Annotated in this window: 22 protein-coding genes; 8 read left to right on the top strand and 14 right to left on the bottom strand. The window is 41.6% G+C overall.

The window, feature by feature from the left end:
• Positions 1–8 precede the first annotated feature (8 nt).
• Both sodA and ACIQ0C_RS02010 read right to left on the bottom strand, forming a co-directional pair.
• Complete coding sequence (gene sodA / locus ACIQ0C_RS02015; protein WP_402835047.1) at positions 9–617, bottom strand: superoxide dismutase SodA; 609 nt, start codon at positions 615–617, stop codon at positions 9–11.
• A 144-nt stretch (positions 618–761) separates the two neighbouring features.
• Positions 762–1247 (bottom strand): DUF456 domain-containing protein, encoded by a 486-nt coding sequence (locus ACIQ0C_RS02010; RefSeq protein WP_048677991.1) that lies wholly within the window; start codon positions 1245–1247, stop codon positions 762–764.
• 163 nt (positions 1248–1410) lie between these two features.
• On the opposite strand from ACIQ0C_RS02010, the gene ACIQ0C_RS02005 reads away from it, so the two are divergent.
• From ACIQ0C_RS02005 to ispG, 4 genes are all read left to right on the top strand, one after another.
• Positions 1411–2178 carry a DUF1189 domain-containing protein gene (locus tag ACIQ0C_RS02005; protein ID WP_402835048.1) on the top strand — a complete coding sequence of 256 codons (768 nt, stop codon included), beginning with the start codon at positions 1411–1413 and terminating at the stop codon, positions 2176–2178.
• A 170-nt stretch (positions 2179–2348) separates the two neighbouring features.
• Positions 2349–2492, top strand: coding sequence for an anti-repressor SinI family protein (locus tag ACIQ0C_RS02000; RefSeq protein ID WP_403056422.1), 144 nt, complete (start codon positions 2349–2351; stop codon positions 2490–2492).
• Positions 2493–2604: 112 nt separating this feature from the next.
• A complete protein-coding gene (locus tag ACIQ0C_RS01995; protein ID WP_403056419.1) occupies positions 2605–2937 on the top strand; it encodes a hypothetical protein in 333 nt (110 codons plus the stop codon).
• A gap of 211 nt (positions 2938–3148) precedes the next feature.
• A complete protein-coding gene (gene ispG, locus ACIQ0C_RS01990; RefSeq protein WP_403057094.1) occupies positions 3149–4261 on the top strand; it encodes a flavodoxin-dependent (E)-4-hydroxy-3-methylbut-2-enyl-diphosphate synthase in 1113 nt (370 codons plus the stop codon).
• A 95-nt stretch (positions 4262–4356) separates the two neighbouring features.
• Here ispG and ACIQ0C_RS01985 read toward each other — a convergent pair whose 3' ends face one another.
• The gene (locus ACIQ0C_RS01985; protein ID WP_403056416.1) at positions 4357–4827 is read right to left on the bottom strand and encodes a DUF4190 domain-containing protein; all 471 of its coding nucleotides are present in this window, start codon (positions 4825–4827) and stop codon (positions 4357–4359) included.
• 168 nt (positions 4828–4995) lie between these two features.
• Between ACIQ0C_RS01985 and ACIQ0C_RS01980 the strand changes: the two genes are divergently transcribed.
• Positions 4996–5580 (top strand): 5' nucleotidase, NT5C type, encoded by a 585-nt coding sequence (locus tag ACIQ0C_RS01980; protein ID WP_403056413.1) that lies wholly within the window; start codon positions 4996–4998, stop codon positions 5578–5580.
• A 36-nt stretch (positions 5581–5616) separates the two neighbouring features.
• Here ACIQ0C_RS01980 and ACIQ0C_RS01975 read toward each other — a convergent pair whose 3' ends face one another.
• From ACIQ0C_RS01975 to ACIQ0C_RS01965, 3 genes are read right to left on the bottom strand one after another with little or no spacing between them, the layout of a single operon-like run.
• The gene (locus ACIQ0C_RS01975) at positions 5617–6042 is read right to left on the bottom strand and encodes a Fur family transcriptional regulator (RefSeq protein WP_098865755.1); all 426 of its coding nucleotides are present in this window, start codon (positions 6040–6042) and stop codon (positions 5617–5619) included.
• Positions 6043–6057: 15 nt separating this feature from the next.
• Complete coding sequence (locus ACIQ0C_RS01970) at positions 6058–6891, bottom strand: metal ABC transporter permease (RefSeq protein ID WP_403056410.1); 834 nt, start codon at positions 6889–6891, stop codon at positions 6058–6060.
• Between the two features lie 21 nt (positions 6892–6912).
• Positions 6913–7677, bottom strand: coding sequence for a metal ABC transporter ATP-binding protein (locus tag ACIQ0C_RS01965; protein WP_402835054.1), 765 nt, complete (start codon positions 7675–7677; stop codon positions 6913–6915).
• A 210-nt stretch (positions 7678–7887) separates the two neighbouring features.
• Between ACIQ0C_RS01965 and ACIQ0C_RS01960 the strand changes: the two genes are divergently transcribed.
• Positions 7888–8148 (top strand): DUF2624 family protein, encoded by a 261-nt coding sequence (locus ACIQ0C_RS01960; RefSeq protein ID WP_402835055.1) that lies wholly within the window; start codon positions 7888–7890, stop codon positions 8146–8148.
• 109 nt (positions 8149–8257) lie between these two features.
• Here the strand turns inward: ACIQ0C_RS01960 and ACIQ0C_RS01955 are convergent, their stop codons facing one another.
• From ACIQ0C_RS01955 to ACIQ0C_RS01945, 3 genes are all read right to left on the bottom strand, one after another.
• A complete protein-coding gene (locus ACIQ0C_RS01955; RefSeq protein WP_403056407.1) occupies positions 8258–9154 on the bottom strand; it encodes a deoxyribonuclease IV in 897 nt (298 codons plus the stop codon).
• Positions 9155–9166: 12 nt separating this feature from the next.
• A complete protein-coding gene (locus ACIQ0C_RS01950) occupies positions 9167–10480 on the bottom strand; it encodes a DEAD/DEAH box helicase (RefSeq protein WP_402835057.1) in 1314 nt (437 codons plus the stop codon).
• 177 nt (positions 10481–10657) lie between these two features.
• On the bottom strand, positions 10658–10831 hold the full coding sequence (locus ACIQ0C_RS01945; RefSeq protein ID WP_403056405.1) for a hypothetical protein: 174 nt from the start codon (positions 10829–10831) through the stop codon (positions 10658–10660).
• Positions 10832–10999: 168 nt separating this feature from the next.
• Between ACIQ0C_RS01945 and vrrA the strand changes: the two genes are divergently transcribed.
• The gene (gene vrrA / locus ACIQ0C_RS01940) at positions 11000–11686 is read left to right on the top strand and encodes a VrrA/YqfQ family protein (RefSeq protein ID WP_403056402.1); all 687 of its coding nucleotides are present in this window, start codon (positions 11000–11002) and stop codon (positions 11684–11686) included.
• 126 nt (positions 11687–11812) lie between these two features.
• Complete coding sequence (locus tag ACIQ0C_RS01935; protein WP_403056399.1) at positions 11813–12757, top strand: 4-hydroxy-3-methylbut-2-enyl diphosphate reductase; 945 nt, start codon at positions 11813–11815, stop codon at positions 12755–12757.
• Positions 12758–12804: 47 nt separating this feature from the next.
• On the opposite strand, the gene ACIQ0C_RS01930 is transcribed toward ACIQ0C_RS01935, so the two are convergent.
• The 5 genes from ACIQ0C_RS01930 to rpoD form a co-directional block, all read right to left on the bottom strand.
• On the bottom strand, positions 12805–13923 hold the full coding sequence (locus tag ACIQ0C_RS01930; RefSeq protein WP_403056396.1) for a Nif3-like dinuclear metal center hexameric protein: 1119 nt from the start codon (positions 13921–13923) through the stop codon (positions 12805–12807).
• On the bottom strand, positions 13920–14627 hold the full coding sequence (locus ACIQ0C_RS01925; protein ID WP_403056393.1) for a tRNA (adenine(22)-N(1))-methyltransferase: 708 nt from the start codon (positions 14625–14627) through the stop codon (positions 13920–13922). Before ACIQ0C_RS01925 ends, ACIQ0C_RS01930 begins: the two co-directional genes overlap by 4 nt.
• A 216-nt stretch (positions 14628–14843) precedes the next feature.
• Entirely contained in the window at positions 14844–15212 is a 369-nt protein-coding gene (cccA, locus tag ACIQ0C_RS01920) for a cytochrome c550 (RefSeq protein ID WP_402835062.1), read from the bottom strand.
• A 235-nt stretch (positions 15213–15447) separates the two neighbouring features.
• Positions 15448–15978 carry a hypothetical protein gene (locus ACIQ0C_RS01915; RefSeq protein WP_403056389.1) on the bottom strand — a complete coding sequence of 177 codons (531 nt, stop codon included), beginning with the start codon at positions 15976–15978 and terminating at the stop codon, positions 15448–15450.
• 194 nt (positions 15979–16172) lie between these two features.
• Positions 16173–17306, bottom strand: a complete 1134-nt coding sequence (rpoD, locus tag ACIQ0C_RS01910) for an RNA polymerase sigma factor RpoD (RefSeq protein ID WP_034308477.1) — start codon at positions 17304–17306, stop codon at positions 16173–16175.
• Positions 17307–17322: the final 16 nt, after the last annotated feature.

Below are 17322 nucleotides of genomic sequence, written 5' to 3'. Positions count from 1 at the left end.
ATTACAAATTATTTTGCAGCGCTGTAACGTTTTGCAACTTCATCCCAGTTTACAACATTCCAGAAAGAATTGATGTATTCAGGACGGCGGTTTTGGTAGTTTAAGTAGTAAGCATGCTCCCAAACGTCCAATCCAAGAATCGGTGTTTTGCCTTCTGATAATGGATTGTCTTGGTTAGGTGTACTTGTTACTTCCAACTCGCCATTGTTGACTGCAAGCCAAGCCCAGCCAGATCCAAAACGAGTAGTAGCGGCTTTAGCGAACTCTTCTTTAAAGCTGTCAAAGCTTCCGAATTTTGAAGTGATAGCATCCGCTAATTCACCAGTTGGTTGTCCGCCGCCGTTAGGTGAAAGGATTTCCCAGAATAAAGTGTGGTTAGCGTGTCCGCCACCATTGTTGCGTACAGCTGTACGAACAGCTTCAGGTACTGCGTCAAGGTTAGCGACGATTTCTTCTACGCTTTTGCTTAGAAGTTCTTGTTTGCCTTCAAGCGCATTGTTCAGGTTTGTCACATATGTGTTGTGATGTTTAGTGTGGTGAATGTTCATTGTTTCTTTGTCGATGTGTGGTTCTAATGCATCATATGCATACGGTAATTGTGGAAGTTCAAAAGCCATAATAAAATTCCTCCCTATGTAAGCTGTTTTTTTTGAGGGCTTCAGTTCTCGAAAGATACCTAAAGCTCGCTAGCAATAGAGTATCAAATTTTTGTAACCGTTTCAAACCTTATGCCTCAATTTTTCATTTTTCGATTATATTTCCTATGAGAATACCACGAATATAAAATATCCAATCATCAGAAGCTGAATGATGCCTTTTGTGATTACGCTGCTTATAAAGCCAACAACGGAACCAAGGCCGATTTTAGAAGCAGTAACAGGGTCTTGCTTATGAACTAGGATCTCTGCCAGAAATGCCCCGATGAATGGACCTATCAGTATTCCGACAAATGGAATCACGAATGGCCCGACCAGAAGCCCAATCGTACTGCCCCAAATTCCCGCTTTCGTGCCGCCATACTTTTTGACCCCGACCATGTTGGCAATATAATCTGCTGCGAATAAAAGGATGACGAATAAAATTTGGACTGTCCAGAAAAACCAGCCAAATGGTTCAAAAGAATAAAAAAGTCCATATAACAATATTCCGCCAAAGATGAACAAAACACTTGGGATGATTGGAAAAATCAGACCGACAAATCCCATTATGAACATGAGGGTGATTATTATCCAAAATAGTGTGTCCATAACTAAAACGCCCCTCTCCCTTTTCATTTATAATTTGATTTATTCTCTCCATAATTACCTCATTACTGTTGTTTGAAACCAATGAAGCTGAATACAGGTTGTTTTATTTTTCCCATATAGTTAAAATTGGTTAGGAATCTTATATAGATAGGTGCTGAAAACATTGAACATATTCAAACAACTATGGGTAAGCATATTTTCTCCTAAAGATATCGCTTCCTTTCAAAACCAAGGTATCGGGAAAACGATATTATACGTTTTCTTTATAAGTCTCATCGCATTTCTCCCTTCAGCTTTTTATTTCGGTACAATGATAGTTGACGGGATAGATGCCATGCACGAAACAGTATCCGAAGACTTACCGGCATTTGAAATCAAAAATGGCACGTTGACGACTGAAAAAGATGAGCCATTTAGCCTGAATAAAAACGGATATCAAATTTTTGTTGATGGCACGGGAACCTTGACCCCGGAAGAGGTAGCTGCAAAAGCTGATGAGGCTGTCGCGCTTTTGAAGTCTGATCTGGTGTTCGTATCCGGAGGCAATGTACAATCCTCTCCATATTCAGTTCTGGAGGGAGATAATCAGGAAATATCCAATTGGCTTGATTCAGTTGAATCTGTACTGCCGATCATCATTCCACTGCTTCTACTTATATTATACCTGTTTACTGCTAGCGGAATCTTCATTAAAGTGACAATCCTTGCTGCTTTCGGTCTTTTTTTCAAAAATGCTCTTAGCCGTCCTCTTTCCTACAGGCATCTTTGGAGAATTAGTGCATACAGCATAACTCTTGCCACCATATTCTTCACCATCATGGATGCTTTTCAAGCAATGGTACCATTCGCTTCCATCATTAGCTGGTTTGTGACATTAATGATGTTATATTTATCCATTAAAGAAACATCAGACAATAAGAGCGGAAATTGAGAAAAAAGATCCGGCCCCACCTGGGTCCGGATCTTCTTGCTTTTGCATAAAATCGGGTAATCCATGCCTTTCCCACATATGACTGCAGTCATCATTTTTTATATCTACTTAATTCGACAAAATACTCACTAAGTTATTCCTATACTTATGATTGAAATAGTATTTAAGAGGTGATAGATGTGAAGGAGAGTCATATTGATGTACAGTGGTTGTTACTTATATTGGAGGCAAAAAAGAGTGGTCTGACCCAAAAGGAAATTCGCTCCTTTCTTAGCACTCATTCAAATAATAAGGATGTTACTCAACTGAAATAAAAAATTTGAATGGCCACTCCCAGATTCCATTTGAAAATCGCCCATTTTTAGGCATATTTTTTGCCCCCTCCAAGTATAGATGAATTAAAGACAAGCTTGGGAGGATGGAAAATTGAAACGGCTACTGCTTTTTATCTCATTCTGTTTCACTTTATTTATTATTTATTTTGATTTGACTACGGGTACCCTGCCGGCTTCCCATCCACCGGCCCCAACAGGCGAACGGGCCATGCCGGCCAGCCAGCCTGCATCCGCACCATCTGCCGCTTATAAAGAAATCACCATGCAACCCGGGGATACCTTACTCTCCATCGTTGAAACGGAAAAAGGCGAATCCAATCAGCCAATCGAAACGATCATCTCTGACTTTCAAAGTTTGAATGAAGGATTGAAGCCCGAAAATATGCAGATTGGCAAAACTTATAAAATTCCCGTTTATAAATAACTTTCAAATGGGAATCTGCGCCTTCACAACAATTACAAAGGGGATTTCCAAGCACCAGATATATCCTGAAATGGGAAATGCCTCATATTGAAAAAGATTATGCGTCCTATTTCCTTGTCAAGCGGTATGTACATTGATACAATATTTCAGAGAAGCAAATTAAAAATCAAAACTGATTTTTTCCTAAAGGAGAGAATTCCACTTGAGTGAAATCATACATCGCACCAAGACGCGGCCAATTAAAGTCGGAAACTTAACGATTGGCGGCAATAATGAAGTTATAGTACAAAGCATGACAACGACAAAAACACATGACGTTGAAGCAACGGTTGCAGAGATCCTTCGCCTTGAAGAAGCTGGATGTCAAATCGTACGCGTCGCCTGTCCGGATGAAAGGGCAGCTGATGCAATTTCTGAGATAAAAAAACGGATAAACATCCCTCTTGTAGTCGATATTCATTTCGATTATAAACTTGCGCTGAAGGCAATCGAAGGCGGGGCGGATAAAATCAGGATAAATCCTGGAAACATCGGACGCCGTGAAAAGGTTGAAGCAGTCGTGAAAGCTGCGAAGGCTAAAGGAATACCAATCCGGATCGGGGTCAATGCTGGTTCTCTAGAGAAGAAAATCCTCGAGAAATATGGCTTCCCGACTGCTGATGGAATGGTGGAGAGTGCTTTACACCATATCAAGATCCTGGAAGACCTGGATTTTCATGATATTATCGTTTCCATGAAAGCTTCCGATGTGAATTTAGCCATCGAGGCATATGAAAAAGCTTCAAAAGCATTCGATTATCCTTTACATCTTGGGATCACGGAATCAGGTACACTGTTCTCAGGAACCGTAAAAAGCGCTGCCGGACTAGGTGTCATCCTAAGTCAGGGTATCGGAAGCACGATCCGCGTTTCCTTAAGTGCCGATCCTGTCGAAGAGGTGAAGGTGGCAAGGGAGCTTCTAAAAGTATTCGGCCTTGCTTCCAACATGGCCACTTTAATTTCCTGCCCTACTTGCGGTCGAATCGAGATAGATTTGATTTCCATCGCCAATGAAGTTGAAGAGTACATCCAGACGGTTAAAGCACCAATCAAGGTATCAGTGCTTGGTTGTGCGGTAAACGGCCCTGGAGAAGCCCGTGAGGCTGATATCGGCATAGCCGGGGCCCGCGGTGAAGGTTTACTGTTTAGAAAAGGTCAAATCGTACGTAAAGTGCCTGAAGAGACGATGGTCGAGGAACTGAAAAAGGAAATTGACAAAATCGCTGAAGAGTACTATGAAAAACAAAGAGCTGAAGCTGCTGCAGCAGCTTTACTAAATAAATAAAACAAAAAATCCCGAATTTTCATTATCGGGATTTTTTGTTTTTAATCATTATTAAACCCTTTGATGCTTAAATGACATCAAAGGGTTTAATAATGCTAAAAGAACGGCAGGATGAATATGCCAACGATGATGGAGATTGCACCAATGACGATGGCCCAAGTACCCAGGTTCGATCCCCTGTTTCTGGCCACTATCCCTACAATGATACCCACAATCCCTAAAATGAAAGGCATCATGAATAACGATAAAATGGAGATGATCAATGCTATGACACCAATCGCTTTTCCTCTTGATGCCACATCCCCCAAACCATTATCCCCTGCAGGCTCGTCATCTTTATAAGTTCTGATTCGCTGAGGCGGTGTTGAAATTTCGGCAGACGTTTCTTCCTGATATCGGTTATCCATATTGGTTATGGTCCCACGACTTTCATATCGTCTGTCATCTTCAGGTGTATCTTCATTATAATACCGCTCATGATGTTGATCATCCACAACGGTTGGTTCACTGCCCTCTTTCGCCAATTGCATTTCATCGTCAATACTGGAGTATTGATCTTTTTCCATTTGTGCATCCCTCACTTTCGTTTGTGAAGCATTTATAGTGTATGTAAAAATCGCAGGAACCCATCGTGAAAATGGTTTCATGTCTTGGAAATAAATGCGGGTTTTTACCAAAGCTATGATGGGATATGTTACACTATTACAAGTATTGAAAATGAGGAGAGATTCATCATGAAAAAACGTTTTGGCATCGATATAGACGGGACTGTCACAAGACCTGATTCCATGGTCCCCTTTTTAAATAAAGCATTTCAGCTGAATTTAGCTTATGAAGACATTACCGAATATGACTTATTACCTTTCGTGAATGTTCCAAAAGAGGATTTCACTAAATGGTTCATTGAGACAGAGCCACTCATCTATTCCGAATCATTATTGGCTGAGGGTGCAAAAGATGTATTGGAAAAATGGACAGAACAAGCCAACCTTTATTTCATCAGTGCCAGGAGCTCCCGTTTATTGGATGTAACGAAGAATTGGTTCACGAGTAATCAAGTCCTATATGATCATATAGAGCTTGTAGGTTCACACGATAAGATTGCTGCAGCCAAAAAATTCGAAGTCGATCTATTTTTAGAGGACAAGCACGATAATGCAGTGGCGATTTCAGAAGAGTGTAAAATACCCGTAATTTTATTTAATACCCCTTACAACCAAGATCCCGTGCCTGAAAGGGTGATTCGGGTCAACAATTGGCAAGAAGCCTCTGCCTGGGTGAATCATTGGATGTCAGGGAAACCGGCAACTATAAAATGAGACAAGAAAAAACCATTGACTGAAGGTCAATGGTTTTTATGCTTCCAAAGATACGCTGCATGCGGGACAGCGTCCGTAAATTTCAAATTTATGCCCCGAAACATCGTAGTCCTTCAAGCTTTCCTGAAGTTCCTGCATCGGGCACAATTCGATTTCTTTCGTTTTTCCACAGTTCAAACAGATGAAGTGGTGATGGTGGGAAGAATGACCGCATGTAAAACGAAAATGCTTTTCCCCTTCCAACTCGGTCGCTTCAAAGATGCCCAGTTCGACAAATAATGAAAGATTTCTGTAAATCGTATCGAAGCTTAAACCTGGATAATCCTGTTTCATATTCTCCAATACATCTTTGGCCGTTAAATATTTATCGCTGGAAGAGAAAAGCTGAAGCATTTCTTCCCTCTTTCCTGTATGCTTAAAACCTTTATCTTTTAAAAGTTGCATGGCAGTAGTTACGTTCAAAATACATCACCCCATCTATCTATTTTTCCACTTATCAAACAAAATTGACAAGATGAGAATTAGTACTGCTATTATTACAATGGTCCCGCCGGGAGCGAGGTCAAGGTTGTATGATAAGAATAGTCCGCCTATGACAGAAACTTCACCGAATAATACCGAATAACCAATCATCTGCTTAAAGCCCTTCGAAAAGCGGAGACTAGCTGCAACCGGGAGCGTCATGAGCGAAGAAACAAGTAATATGCCAATGATTTTCATGGAAGCGGCAATAACCAATGCGACCATGACAATAAAAATAAAATGAATCGCTTTATAAGGGATTCCAGACGCTTTGGCATGCTCTTCATCAAATGATAACAGAAATAATTCTTTATACAATAAAGTGAGCATCAAGGCTACGACTAGCCCCACTGCCAAAATGACGTACAAGTCCGCCCGGCTGACGGCACTGACACTGCCGAATAAATAACCATATAAATCAGTATTGAAACCATCAGCAATGGATATAAAAATGACACTAAGACCCATGCCGCCGGACATAATGATCGGGATTGCAAGCTCTTGGTAATGCTTGTATACCCCTCTTAATTTTTCAATGAATAATGAACCACCTACAGAAAACGCCATTCCAATATAAAGTGGATTCAATCCTGCTAAAGATAGAAAGCTCTTCTGCAGCAATAAACTAAACGCGATACCAGCAAGAGCTACATGACTGAGCGCATCGGAAATCATCGACATCCGCCTTACCACGACAAAAACGCCCACTAATGGCGCAATCGCTCCGATGATGATTCCGGTCAAGAATGCGTTCTGCAAAAATTCAAATTGCAATATCCCCGATATCATTGGGCTATCCTCCAAAACATATTAATGATCATGATTTAAAAATTGGACTCCATGTCCATAAATGGACGAGAGTTCACCTTCATCCAACTCATTATATTCACAGGCATCCCCGTGAAAATGAAGCTTTTTATTCAAGCAGGCGACATGTGTGACTTTATCGGTCACAGTACCAACATCATGGGTTACTAAAATCAGGGTTATTCCTAATTTTTTATTCAACATCTCAAGCATTTCATAAAATTGGTGGACGTTTTTTGAATCAACGCCAACAGTGGGCTCATCCAATATCATCAATTCCGGCTCGCTGACCAGTGAACGGGCAATGAATACCCTCTGCTGCTGGCCTCCGGACAATTCCCCGATATTGCGGTTCTGATATTCCAGCATGTCCACTGATTCCAGAGCCTTCTTCACCTTTTGCTTATCCTCATTGCCAGCGAACTTAAATAAACCTATTTTTTTGGTCAAACCACTCTGAACCACCTCAAATACAGTGGCAGGGAATCCTGAGTTGAAGGAATTCGCCTTTTGGGAAACGAACCCGACCTTTTGCCAATCTTTAAAGCGTCGAATGTCTTCCCCGAATATTTCAATTTTCCCCTTTTGGAGCTTGAACAGACCAAGCAGCAACTTCAAAAGCGTTGATTTACCTGATCCATTCGGCCCGACGATAGCTAGGAATGCCCCTCTGGGAATTTCAAGCGAAACATGTTCAAGCACCAGATCTTTTGTATATTTGTAAGATATATCTTCAAATTTAACTATGGGGTTTACTACATTATCCAAAGAGATCACCTATTTTTTAAGAATCATTACGATTAACAATCGTTAGTATAAATCAAAGAAGTCCAGATGTAAAGAATCCGGTCCTCCGAACAAGTGCCGATATGCCCTGAATCACAAAAAATGTTATTTGAACCAATTTCGTAATCAAACAAAGTTTCATGTTCACATACGCCCTCTTCCTTCATATGTTTTAACAAAGGAGGAGATCGTTTGAAATTATTTGAAATGATGGTCAATCATAAAATCAACAGTATACGCCCAGATGAACTGCTATCCCTTGCTAAACAGCATAAGGTTGCACTCACTCAAAAACAAGCACAGGATATTACTGCACTTCTAGCCGGTAAAAATATTAACATTTTTGATATACGTCAAAGACAGAACGTACTCGGTCAAATTACAAAAGTTGCCGGAGCAACCACGGCCAGGGAAATAGAATCCCTCTTCAACAACCTTACATCCAATTTTTAAAGATCTTAAGCCTGCTGCCGCCAATCTTTATTTGAGCATACTTAATCCAAATGCAAAATGAAAGGACGATTCATCTACATATCGATGAATCGTCCCTTACTATTTATGATTATTGTTGGAATCGGATCTTTTCCAATAAATCTTCTTCAAATTGTTTATTCTTGAACATATCAATTTCAAATTTATATGGTGCCTTTTTGTCTTTTTTGTCTTCCCCTACATATGGTGTTTCCAGGATTTTCGGAACAGTGCTTAATTGCGGATGGTGGACAATATCATTCAAAGCCTTAAAACCAATATGACCGAATCCAATGTTTTCATGGCGGTCCTTACGCGTGCCGCGTTCGTTTTTGCTATCGTTTATGTGAAGTACCTTGATGCGGTCAACACCGACCACTTTATCAAATTCATTCAGGACTCCATCAAAATCCTCGATGATATTATACCCGGCATCGTGAGTATGGCAAGTATCGAAGCAAACCGATAATTTTTCATTATGGGTCACACCATCAATGATCATCGCCAGCTCTTCGAAAGACCTGCCACATTCAGAACCTTTGCCTGCCATCGTTTCAAGGGCAATCTGAACTTTATCGTCGGCAGTCAGCACTTCATTCAAACCTTCGATGATTCTCTTGATTCCCATTTCGCTGCCTGCACCAACATGCGCACCTGGATGAAGTACGATCTGCCTTGCGCCAATCGCTTCGGTCCGATCGATTTCGCTGCGTAAGAAGTTGACTCCAAGTTCGTATGTGGCTGGATTCGTGGTATTTCCTATATTAATGATATACGGAGCATGGACGACGATATCACTGATTCCATTTTCCTCCATATGCAGTCTTCCGGCTTCGATATTTAAATCCTCGATTTTTTTACGTCTTGTGTTTTGAGGGGCTCCTGTATAGATCATGAATGTGTTGGAGCCATACGAAGCCGCTTCTTGACTCGCAGCAAGAAGCATACCTTTCCCGCTCATTGAAACATGCGATCCAATCTTCAGCATCTGATTTCTCCCCTATTTCTTTCTCTGTATGCGACGTTCGCGTTTTTTAAAGTTTTCCACATCTCGTTGAATTTTCTTCTTGTATCCTGGCTTGACTTTAGTTGGCTTCTTGACGTGCCTGCTCGCTTTAACATCGATTTCAGATTTTTGTTTTTTACGGTTTTTCCGTTTATTACGCTCGTCGATATCAACCCAATCACCGTTTTGGATATCGGCATCACGGAACTCGATACCCATTTTTTCAAGGCGGTTCAATGAATCTTCATCGGAAGTATCGTAAATGGTAGTGGCAATGCCTGAATATCCTGCACGAGCCGTCCTTCCCGTCCTATGGATATAAAAATCCAAATCTGAAGGCAATTCATAGTTAATGATATGACTTACACCTTCAATATCGATTCCACGGGAAGCCAGATCTGTCGCAACGATGAATTGATACTCCAAATCATTGATTTGCTTCATCATTTTTTTACGCTCACGAGGCGTTAGATCCCCATGAATACGGCCGACATTCAACCCTTTTTCAATCAAGGAATTTGCCACATGGTCCGCCATTTTCTTTGTGTTCGTGAAAATAATCGCCAAATATGGATTATAACGAACGATGATGTCATGAAGTAACTGCTCTTTGTTCCGGTGGCGAAGCGGGACGAGAACATGTTCGATTTTCGAAGCGGTCGCCTGCTTGGGATTCACCTGAACATACTTTGGATTCTCCATATATTTATTCAAAAACGGCTTCAATTTTTCTGGGATGGTTGCCGAAAAGACAAGCATTTGAATTTTTTCAGCCATACGTGATGCAAATAAATCGACATCTTCAATGAATCCCATGTCTAGCATAAGATCCGCTTCATCGACTACAAGCATTTTTGCCGTATACACCTGTAATGCCTGAGCTTCTACCAAGTCCTTGATCCGGCCCGGCGTACCGATTACCAATTGTGGCTGTGTCTTCAATTTATCTATCATTCGCTGTTTATCGGTACCACCGATGAAACAACGGACTTGAATCTGCTCATCCTCAGGGAAATGGTCAGCAATTTTCAAAGCTTCTTTGTAGATTTGGTTCGCTAACTCACGGGTTGGTGCGGAAATAATCGCTTGAACCTCATTTTTACCAGCATCAAGCCTGTTCATGATCGGCAGCAAATAGGAATGTGTCTTTCCTGTACCTGTCTGCGACTGTCCAATTAAGCTACTTCCCTTTAAAAGCGACGGAAGCACGCGCTCTTGAATTTCCGTCGGCTTATCGAACCCTAAAGTACGAACCGCATCTAGAATGTAGCTTTTCAAATTAAATCGTTCAAATTGATTTTGTTTCATCAAAAAACTCCTTTATTCTGTCAGTCATTAGACATGTCCTGTTATTATAATAAATTTTACACAAAAAGCGCAAGCGCCTGGGTTGCTCGTGAAGAAAATAGGGATTGTCCCATAAGGCGCTTTTTGCCTTGTGAGGGCAATCCTCTTTTTCACATCGAGCTAGGCGCTGAAGCTGGATTACACAAAAAGCGCAAGCGCCTGGGTTGCTCGTGAAGAAAATAGGGATTGTCCCATAAGGGGCAGGCCATCTACTTTTTTCAATGTGACCCATATACTTAACAATAGCGCATGCGCTGAGGTTAGTTCTCTTAAAATGGACTCTTGCAAACGAAAAGCCCCTGTCCTGGTCATAGCGTATCCCCCGCAGACATGGAGCTAAAAGACTACCGTTACCATCTTACCTTCTTTCCGGTTACTTCACAACTGCCCAGTCACTCTTTCCTCAAACCTTTTTTGTCGAGTTGCATAATTTATATAGAAGATTACACCAGCATATAATATTCTTAGGAGGTGAAACCTATGTTCCCAAATAGAAATCGTCAACCCGGACCCGGTTTTCCGCCATCATACGGTCGAAGGAGGCAGCAGCACCCTGCTCCATTCAGACAGTCACCGCAAATTCCCCATCCTTATCAGCAGATGCAGCGGCCGATGATTCAAAACAGACCGCAGGTGCCACAGGGGCCTCAAGGTTTCCGCGGCCCTTTCAACCAACAGCAGCGGCAGGAAATGCCGCCAGCAAAGAAAGAAGGGTTATTGTCAAAAATACTCGGTAAGTCGAAACAAAAAGCAGCTTCTCCCAATTTGTTTGCGCCAGCTGGTTCCACTCACCAAAGTTCTTCAAGAAGCAGCGGAGGCGGTATCTTAGAAACATTAAAAAACCCCGATTCCCTTAATAATATGCTTTCCAACACGCAAAAGGTGTTGCAAGCGGCGGAACAATTCACGCCTATGGTAGAACAATACGGACCAGTGATTAAAAACCTGCCTTCCATGTGGAAAGTTTTCCGAAGCATATCATCAGCCGATGAGACCAAGGACCAGGGAGCTTCCGTTGAAAGCGAGCCCAAGGTTGGGGCACAAGAAAACAGTGAGGTAAAAACGGATTCGAAGAAAAAAGAAAAAGCTATCGAAGCTAACCCCGGCGCCCCAGTTCGTACCGAAACCAAAAGGAAAAGATCGTCAGGTCCCAAGCTTTATATTTAAAGGCTATAAAAAATTTACCAATAACTGATTTTATGTAAATAGGATGTTTTGTAATATCATCTATGGTCTTATATAATAGAAAGGTATAAAAAGTGAGAGTTTCTTGCCTTGAAGGAGGACACATAGATGAAAGTGATTAAAATTTCCCCGCGCGGCTATTGTTATGGCGTTGTCGATGCCATGGTCATCGCCCGAAATGCGGCTTTAGATAAAACCTTGCCACGTCCCATTTACATTTTAGGAATGATCGTGCATAACAAACATGTGACGGATGCGTTTGAAGAAGAAGGCATCATCACGTTGGACGGCAGCAACCGCAACGATATCATCGAACAGGTGGACAGCGGAACCGTCATCTTTACTGCTCACGGCGTTTCACCTGAGATTAGGAAGATCGCTGAGAAAAAAGGTCTTGTGACGCTTGATGCAACATGTCCCGATGTTACCGCAACACATGACTTAATTCGGGAAAAACAAGCAGAAGGCTATCAAATCATTTATATTGGCAAAAAAGGCCATCCGGAACCTGAGGGTGCTGTCGGAGTTGCTCCCGATGTCGTTCACTTGGTTCAAAAGGCTGAAGATGTGGAAGCCTTGACTTTGAATAGTGATAAGATCATTGTCACCAATCAAACAACGATGAGCCAATGGGATGTTTTGGATATCATGGATAAGGTCAAGGAAAAGTTCCCACATGCCGAAGTCCATAAGGAAATTTGTTTAGCGACACAGGTTCGCCAAGAAGCGGTTGCCGAGCAAGCTGGCGAAGCTGATGTTTTAATCGTCGTCGGAGACCCTAAGAGTAATAATTCAAACCGTCTTGCACAAGTGTCCCAAGAGATTGCCGGCACGAGAGCTTATCGGATCGCTGACATTTCCGAGCTGAACCTTGAATGGCTAAAAGATGCAGAAACGGTTGCCGTCACTTCGGGGGCTTCTACACCAACTCCGATCACGAAGGAAGTCATCGCATTTCTAGAACAATATGAAGCAAATGATGAATCGACTTGGAATACCGAAAAGAAAACGCCATTGCATAAAATTTTACCAAAGATTAAAGTGAAGAAATGATTGCACAAATACAAAGGCAGCCACTAAGGCTGCCTTTTTCGTGCTATTCAAATGAAACGGAAAGGGTCTGTATTCAGACTGGATGGTATGAATTCCACATCGTAGTTCTTTTCGCGGCACATTTTTTCAAGGATTCGTGATACACCTTTTTTCATCACCTTTTCAACATTGTGGCCGGGATCGACGATATTCAATCCAATCATCATCGCGTCATGGGCTGTATGGTAATACATATCACCTGTAACGTAAACATCGGCACCCTTGAATTTAGCTGTCGTAAAGTATTTATTGCCGTCTCCGCCCAAAACGGCGACTTTTTTTATCGGACTTTGCAAATCTCCAACGACACGCACCTTTTCAACATCGAGTGTCCGCTTCACATGTTCGGAAAATTGTTCAAGTGTCATTTCTTCAGCAAGTACACCAATCTTTCCTAATCCAAGTGACTCCCCTTTATTCTCCAGTTTGTATATATCGTGAGCAACTTCTTCATATGGATGGGCTTTAATCATCGCAGCTAGCACTTTCTTCTCGATATTTTCCGGGAATATCGTTTCAATCCGCATTTCAGCTACTTCTTCAAGCTTTCCTTTAGAGCCGATGACCGGTTCACTGCCTTCACCTGGCAAGAAGCGTCCGGTACCTTCCCCCGAAAACGAGCAATTGCTGTAATTCCCGATCGCTCCGGCCCCTGCCTTACCTAGGGCTTCCCTCACCTTTTGTTCATCGGTCTTCGGAACATATACGACCAATTTCTTAAGAGCTGTCTCAAAGGTTGGAATCAATACCTCTGTGTCCTGCAATTGAAGCGCTTCGGCAAGTAAATCATTCACTCCACCCTTAGCAACATCCAAATTGGTATGTGCAGCATAAACAGCAATATCATGTTTGATCAGCTTTTCGATGATGCGGCCTCCAGCTGTGTTTGTATCGATCCTTTTCAATGGTCGGTAAATAAGCGGATGGTGGGCGATGATCAATTCCACGCCATTTTCTATCGCTTCGTCTACAACCTCTTCCAGCACATCAAGGGCAATCAGCACTTTAGTAACCGGCTTATTGAGCTGCCCGACATGCAGCCCGATCGGATCACCCTCCATTGCATAATGCTTTGGGGAGAATTGTTCAAACATTTCAATGATTTTGTGACCATTCACTGTCTTCAACCTTTAAGCACCTCCTCAATTACTGAAATTTGGGATATTAATTCATTGCGCTTCGTTTCCAGTCCGCTTCTTCCGCTTTCATCCAATTGTTCGATGATTCTCTCCAAATGTTTTTTCTCAAGCTGCCATTTTTTTATGAATATATCACTGAATTGCTCTCTTAGGAATGGACCGAAAGTGAGGCCCGCTTGCTTGTTTACCCCATATGGGCGGAGCGGGTCTCCTTTTTTGGCAATTAAGATCTCGTAGATCTTCCCATCTTCCTCTAGGATTTCCTCTCCACAAAGTTCCCAGCCGTTTTCGATTAGCCAGCTGCGAACATTCGCTGCACCCACATTAGGCTGAAGGATTAGCCTTTCTGCCTTGCCGAGTTTCCCTTTTCCACTTTCCAATATACTTGATATTAAAGTCCCTCCCATGCCTGCAATCGTAATGCATGTCGCTTCATCGGGATTCAATACTTCAAGCCCGTCTCCTTTACGTACCTCTATCTTGTCTCCAAGCCCCGTCATTGCCACTTGCTTGCGTGCTGATTGATAGGGTCCTTCCACAACCTCACCTGCTATGGCGCTGTCACACAAGCCGTTAGTCACCGCATAGCACGGCAAGTAAGCATGGTCTGAACCTATATCTGCAAGGATGCTTCCTTTTGGTATATGTATGGCAACACGTTCTAATCTCATCGATAGTTTTTCATGATTCACATTTATCAACTCTCTTAATTCAAATAATGTCTTACTATAATTAGTTTCCCATTCGATTATACCAAGTTCAATTGAAAAATTACAGAAAGGAGAAACAGGGCTCTTTCTATCACTGAGCGAAATAAACCTTCCATCTGGAGTCTTCCTTTTCTGAATAAATGAAAAACTGACTCAAAAAGTTCGCTTTCCAACGATTTCTTGAGTCAGTTTCATGAATTATTTCAGTCCATGAATATATTCGGCCATGGCGTCAACGTTCTGTTCTTCGACTAAACCTGGTGGCATTGCACCTCGTCCATTAGTGATCACGTCTTTAACCTCGTCCACCGACAGACGATCGCCAACTCCTTTTAGAGCAGGCCCGACACCGCCTTGATAGGCGTCACCGTGACAAGAGATACAGTTTTGCTTATAAATGTCCTCAGGTGATGCTGAGGCACTTTCTGTTTCTTCTGTCTTTTCGCCGCCCTCTTTTTCCTTAGCAAGATCTTTGGCATCACCCAAACCTTTAAACGAAAGTAAAAACATAAGTCCAATACCAAAAACCATGATAATAATAAAAGGCATTACTGGATTGCGATTCATAGTATTTCCTCCCCTATGTAGAACCTAAACTTACCATATTTAATATTATATACAAACAACTATATATTATTTTACTTGAAAAGAGTTTCAAGTAAAAGCCCAAAAATAGAAGATATTATATAATTTCTTAAAATTGTCAAAAACTTATGTATATTTCCAAACATTTTTACTTTTTCTTACATATGTTTCATAATACCCAAAAATCATTATTTAAAACCGCTGGAATGCACTTGAATTATATTAATAAAAAGTAAAGAGTGACCAGTGCTCCCAGGCATCCCGCTATGGAAAAATGGAGCAGCTTCAGTTTATTGCCCAATAAAATCCAGAGACCGCAATTAATGAATAAGAAAATATAAAGGATACCCTCTTTGCCGGGTGCCATGAATTCCGCCAAACTGACAGTTAATAAAAGCAATGATAATACCATTCCCATCAAAGCCATCTGAAAAATGATTTTCCTGCCATTTAAGCGGCGGACAGCCAGCCCAAAGACAAGTATTGAAATTGTTGTCATAAGCATTTGCATTCTTATGGTTATTTCAGTAAAATAATTCAAAAATACAATAAATGCAAAAAGGGTTCCAATCAACACCCCGGAAAAGATGCTGTTTTTTTTGCTCCCGGTTTCAATCGATTTTGATGGCGGAAGTTCGCCTTGACAGTATAACGCAAGCAGGTAATTACAATATTGCTCCGGAAGCATACGACTTTCCTTCCAGGAGTTTATTTCTTGAATGATGATTTTCTTTCTCATCTCATCCATGAATCTCACATCCTCATGATGATCTTCTTTTTAACGGCTTAGCTTTTTAAAATTTGTTTCTGTTATAATTTCAGTTATATGGAAAAACCGATAACTTTTGTTTTTATTAGGATATTTTTACATCGAAATTGAAAAAAAGAGCCGCTCCCGAACGCTGGGCATTCAAAGAGGGCTCTGTTAAGTGCATATATATTCTATTCAAGGAAATCTTTCAAGCGTTTGCTGCGGCTTGGATGTCTCAGTTTACGTAGTGCCTTCGCTTCGATTTGACGGATACGCTCGCGGGTGACCCCAAACACTTTACCTACCTCTTCAAGAGTACGGGTGCGGCCATCATCAAGTCCAAAGCGGAGTCTCAAGACGTTCTCTTCACGGTCAGTAAGAGTATCCAAGACGTCTTCAAGCTGTTCTTTCAATAGTTCATATGCTGCATGTTCCGATGGGGAAGTCGCATCCTGATCTTCAATGAAATCACCTAAATGTGAATCGTCTTCTTCACCTATTGGCGTTTCCAATGAAACAGGCTCCTGAGCTATTTTCAAGATTTCACGAACTTTTTCAGGAGTTAAATCCATATCCTCCGCAATTTCTTCCGGTGAAGGTTCACGACCTAAATCCTGAAGAAGCTGTCTTTGGACACGAATCAATTTATTGATGGTTTCCACCATATGCACCGGTATCCGGATCGTTCTTGCTTGGTCGGCAATGGCACGGGTTATCGCTTGGCGAATCCACCATGTTGCATACGTACTGAATTTGAATCCCTTGCGGTAATCAAATTTTTCCACAGCTTTGATAAGTCCCATATTACCTTCCTGAATCAAATCAAGGAAAAGCATTCCGCGTCCGACATAGCGCTTGGCGATACTGACAACAAGACGAAGGTTAGCTTCTGCCAAACGGCGTTTCGCTTCTTCATCTCCATCTTCAATTCTCGTCGCCAGAGAGATTTCCTCTTCTGCCGATAAAAGGTCGACCCGACCAATTTCCTTTAAATACATGCGTACTGGGTCATTAATTTTAACGCCAGGAGGAACACTTAAATCATTTAAGTCAAACTCTTCTTCTTTTGCAAGTTTCTTCTCATCTGGATCATCTTCATCTTCGTCTTCCTCACCATCAGTGAGTATTTCGACGCCGTTTTCTGCTAACACCTCATAGAACTCATCCATTTGATCGGAATCTAACTCAAAACCGCCAATCATTTCAGCGATTTTTTCTAAAGTCAAAGAGCCTCGTTTTTTACCTAGCTCTAGTAATTTTTCTTTCACCTGTTCAAGGCTAAATTCATTATCAACTTGTTTGGAACGTGCTGGTTTTTCAGCCATTAGTTCCCCTCCTTCC

It is taken from the genome of Peribacillus sp. NPDC096448, assembly GCF_044762675.1.
Taxonomy (GTDB): domain Bacteria; phylum Bacillota; class Bacilli; order Bacillales; family DSM-1321; genus Peribacillus; species Peribacillus frigoritolerans_B.
Note: the sequence above shows the minus strand (reverse complement) of the source record. Positions and strands in the feature narration are given on the sequence as shown.

What these genes read in the sequence shown, in the direction of transcription:
- sodA (WP_402835047.1), bottom strand. Translation starts at nt 617, where the DNA reads ATGGCTTTTGAACTTCCACAATTACCGTATGCATATGATGCATTAGAA.
- ACIQ0C_RS02010 (WP_048677991.1), bottom strand. Translation starts at nt 1,247, where the DNA reads ATGGACACACTATTTTGGATAATAATCACCCTCATGTTCATAATGGGA.
- ACIQ0C_RS01985 (WP_403056416.1), bottom strand. Translation starts at nt 4,827, where the DNA reads ATGGAAAAAGATCAATACTCCAGTATTGACGATGAAATGCAATTGGCG.
- ACIQ0C_RS01980 (WP_403056413.1), top strand. Translation starts at nt 4,996, where the DNA reads ATGAAAAAACGTTTTGGCATCGATATAGACGGGACTGTCACAAGACCT.
- ACIQ0C_RS01970 (WP_403056410.1), bottom strand. Translation starts at nt 6,891, where the DNA reads ATGATATCGGGGATATTGCAATTTGAATTTTTGCAGAACGCATTCTTG.
- ACIQ0C_RS01955 (WP_403056407.1), bottom strand. Translation starts at nt 9,154, where the DNA reads ATGCTGAAGATTGGATCGCATGTTTCAATGAGCGGGAAAGGTATGCTT.
- ACIQ0C_RS01950 (WP_402835057.1), bottom strand. Translation starts at nt 10,480, where the DNA reads ATGAAACAAAATCAATTTGAACGATTTAATTTGAAAAGCTACATTCTA.
- ACIQ0C_RS01945 (WP_403056405.1), bottom strand. Translation starts at nt 10,831, where the DNA reads ATGACCAGGACAGGGGCTTTTCGTTTGCAAGAGTCCATTTTAAGAGAA.
- vrrA (WP_403056402.1), top strand. Translation starts at nt 11,000, where the DNA reads ATGTTCCCAAATAGAAATCGTCAACCCGGACCCGGTTTTCCGCCATCA.
- ACIQ0C_RS01935 (WP_403056399.1), top strand. Translation starts at nt 11,813, where the DNA reads ATGAAAGTGATTAAAATTTCCCCGCGCGGCTATTGTTATGGCGTTGTC.
- cccA (WP_402835062.1), bottom strand. Translation starts at nt 15,212, where the DNA reads ATGAATCGCAATCCAGTAATGCCTTTTATTATTATCATGGTTTTTGGT.
- ACIQ0C_RS01915 (WP_403056389.1), bottom strand. Translation starts at nt 15,978, where the DNA reads ATGGATGAGATGAGAAAGAAAATCATCATTCAAGAAATAAACTCCTGG.
- rpoD (WP_034308477.1), bottom strand. Translation starts at nt 17,306, where the DNA reads ATGGCTGAAAAACCAGCACGTTCCAAACAAGTTGATAATGAATTTAGC.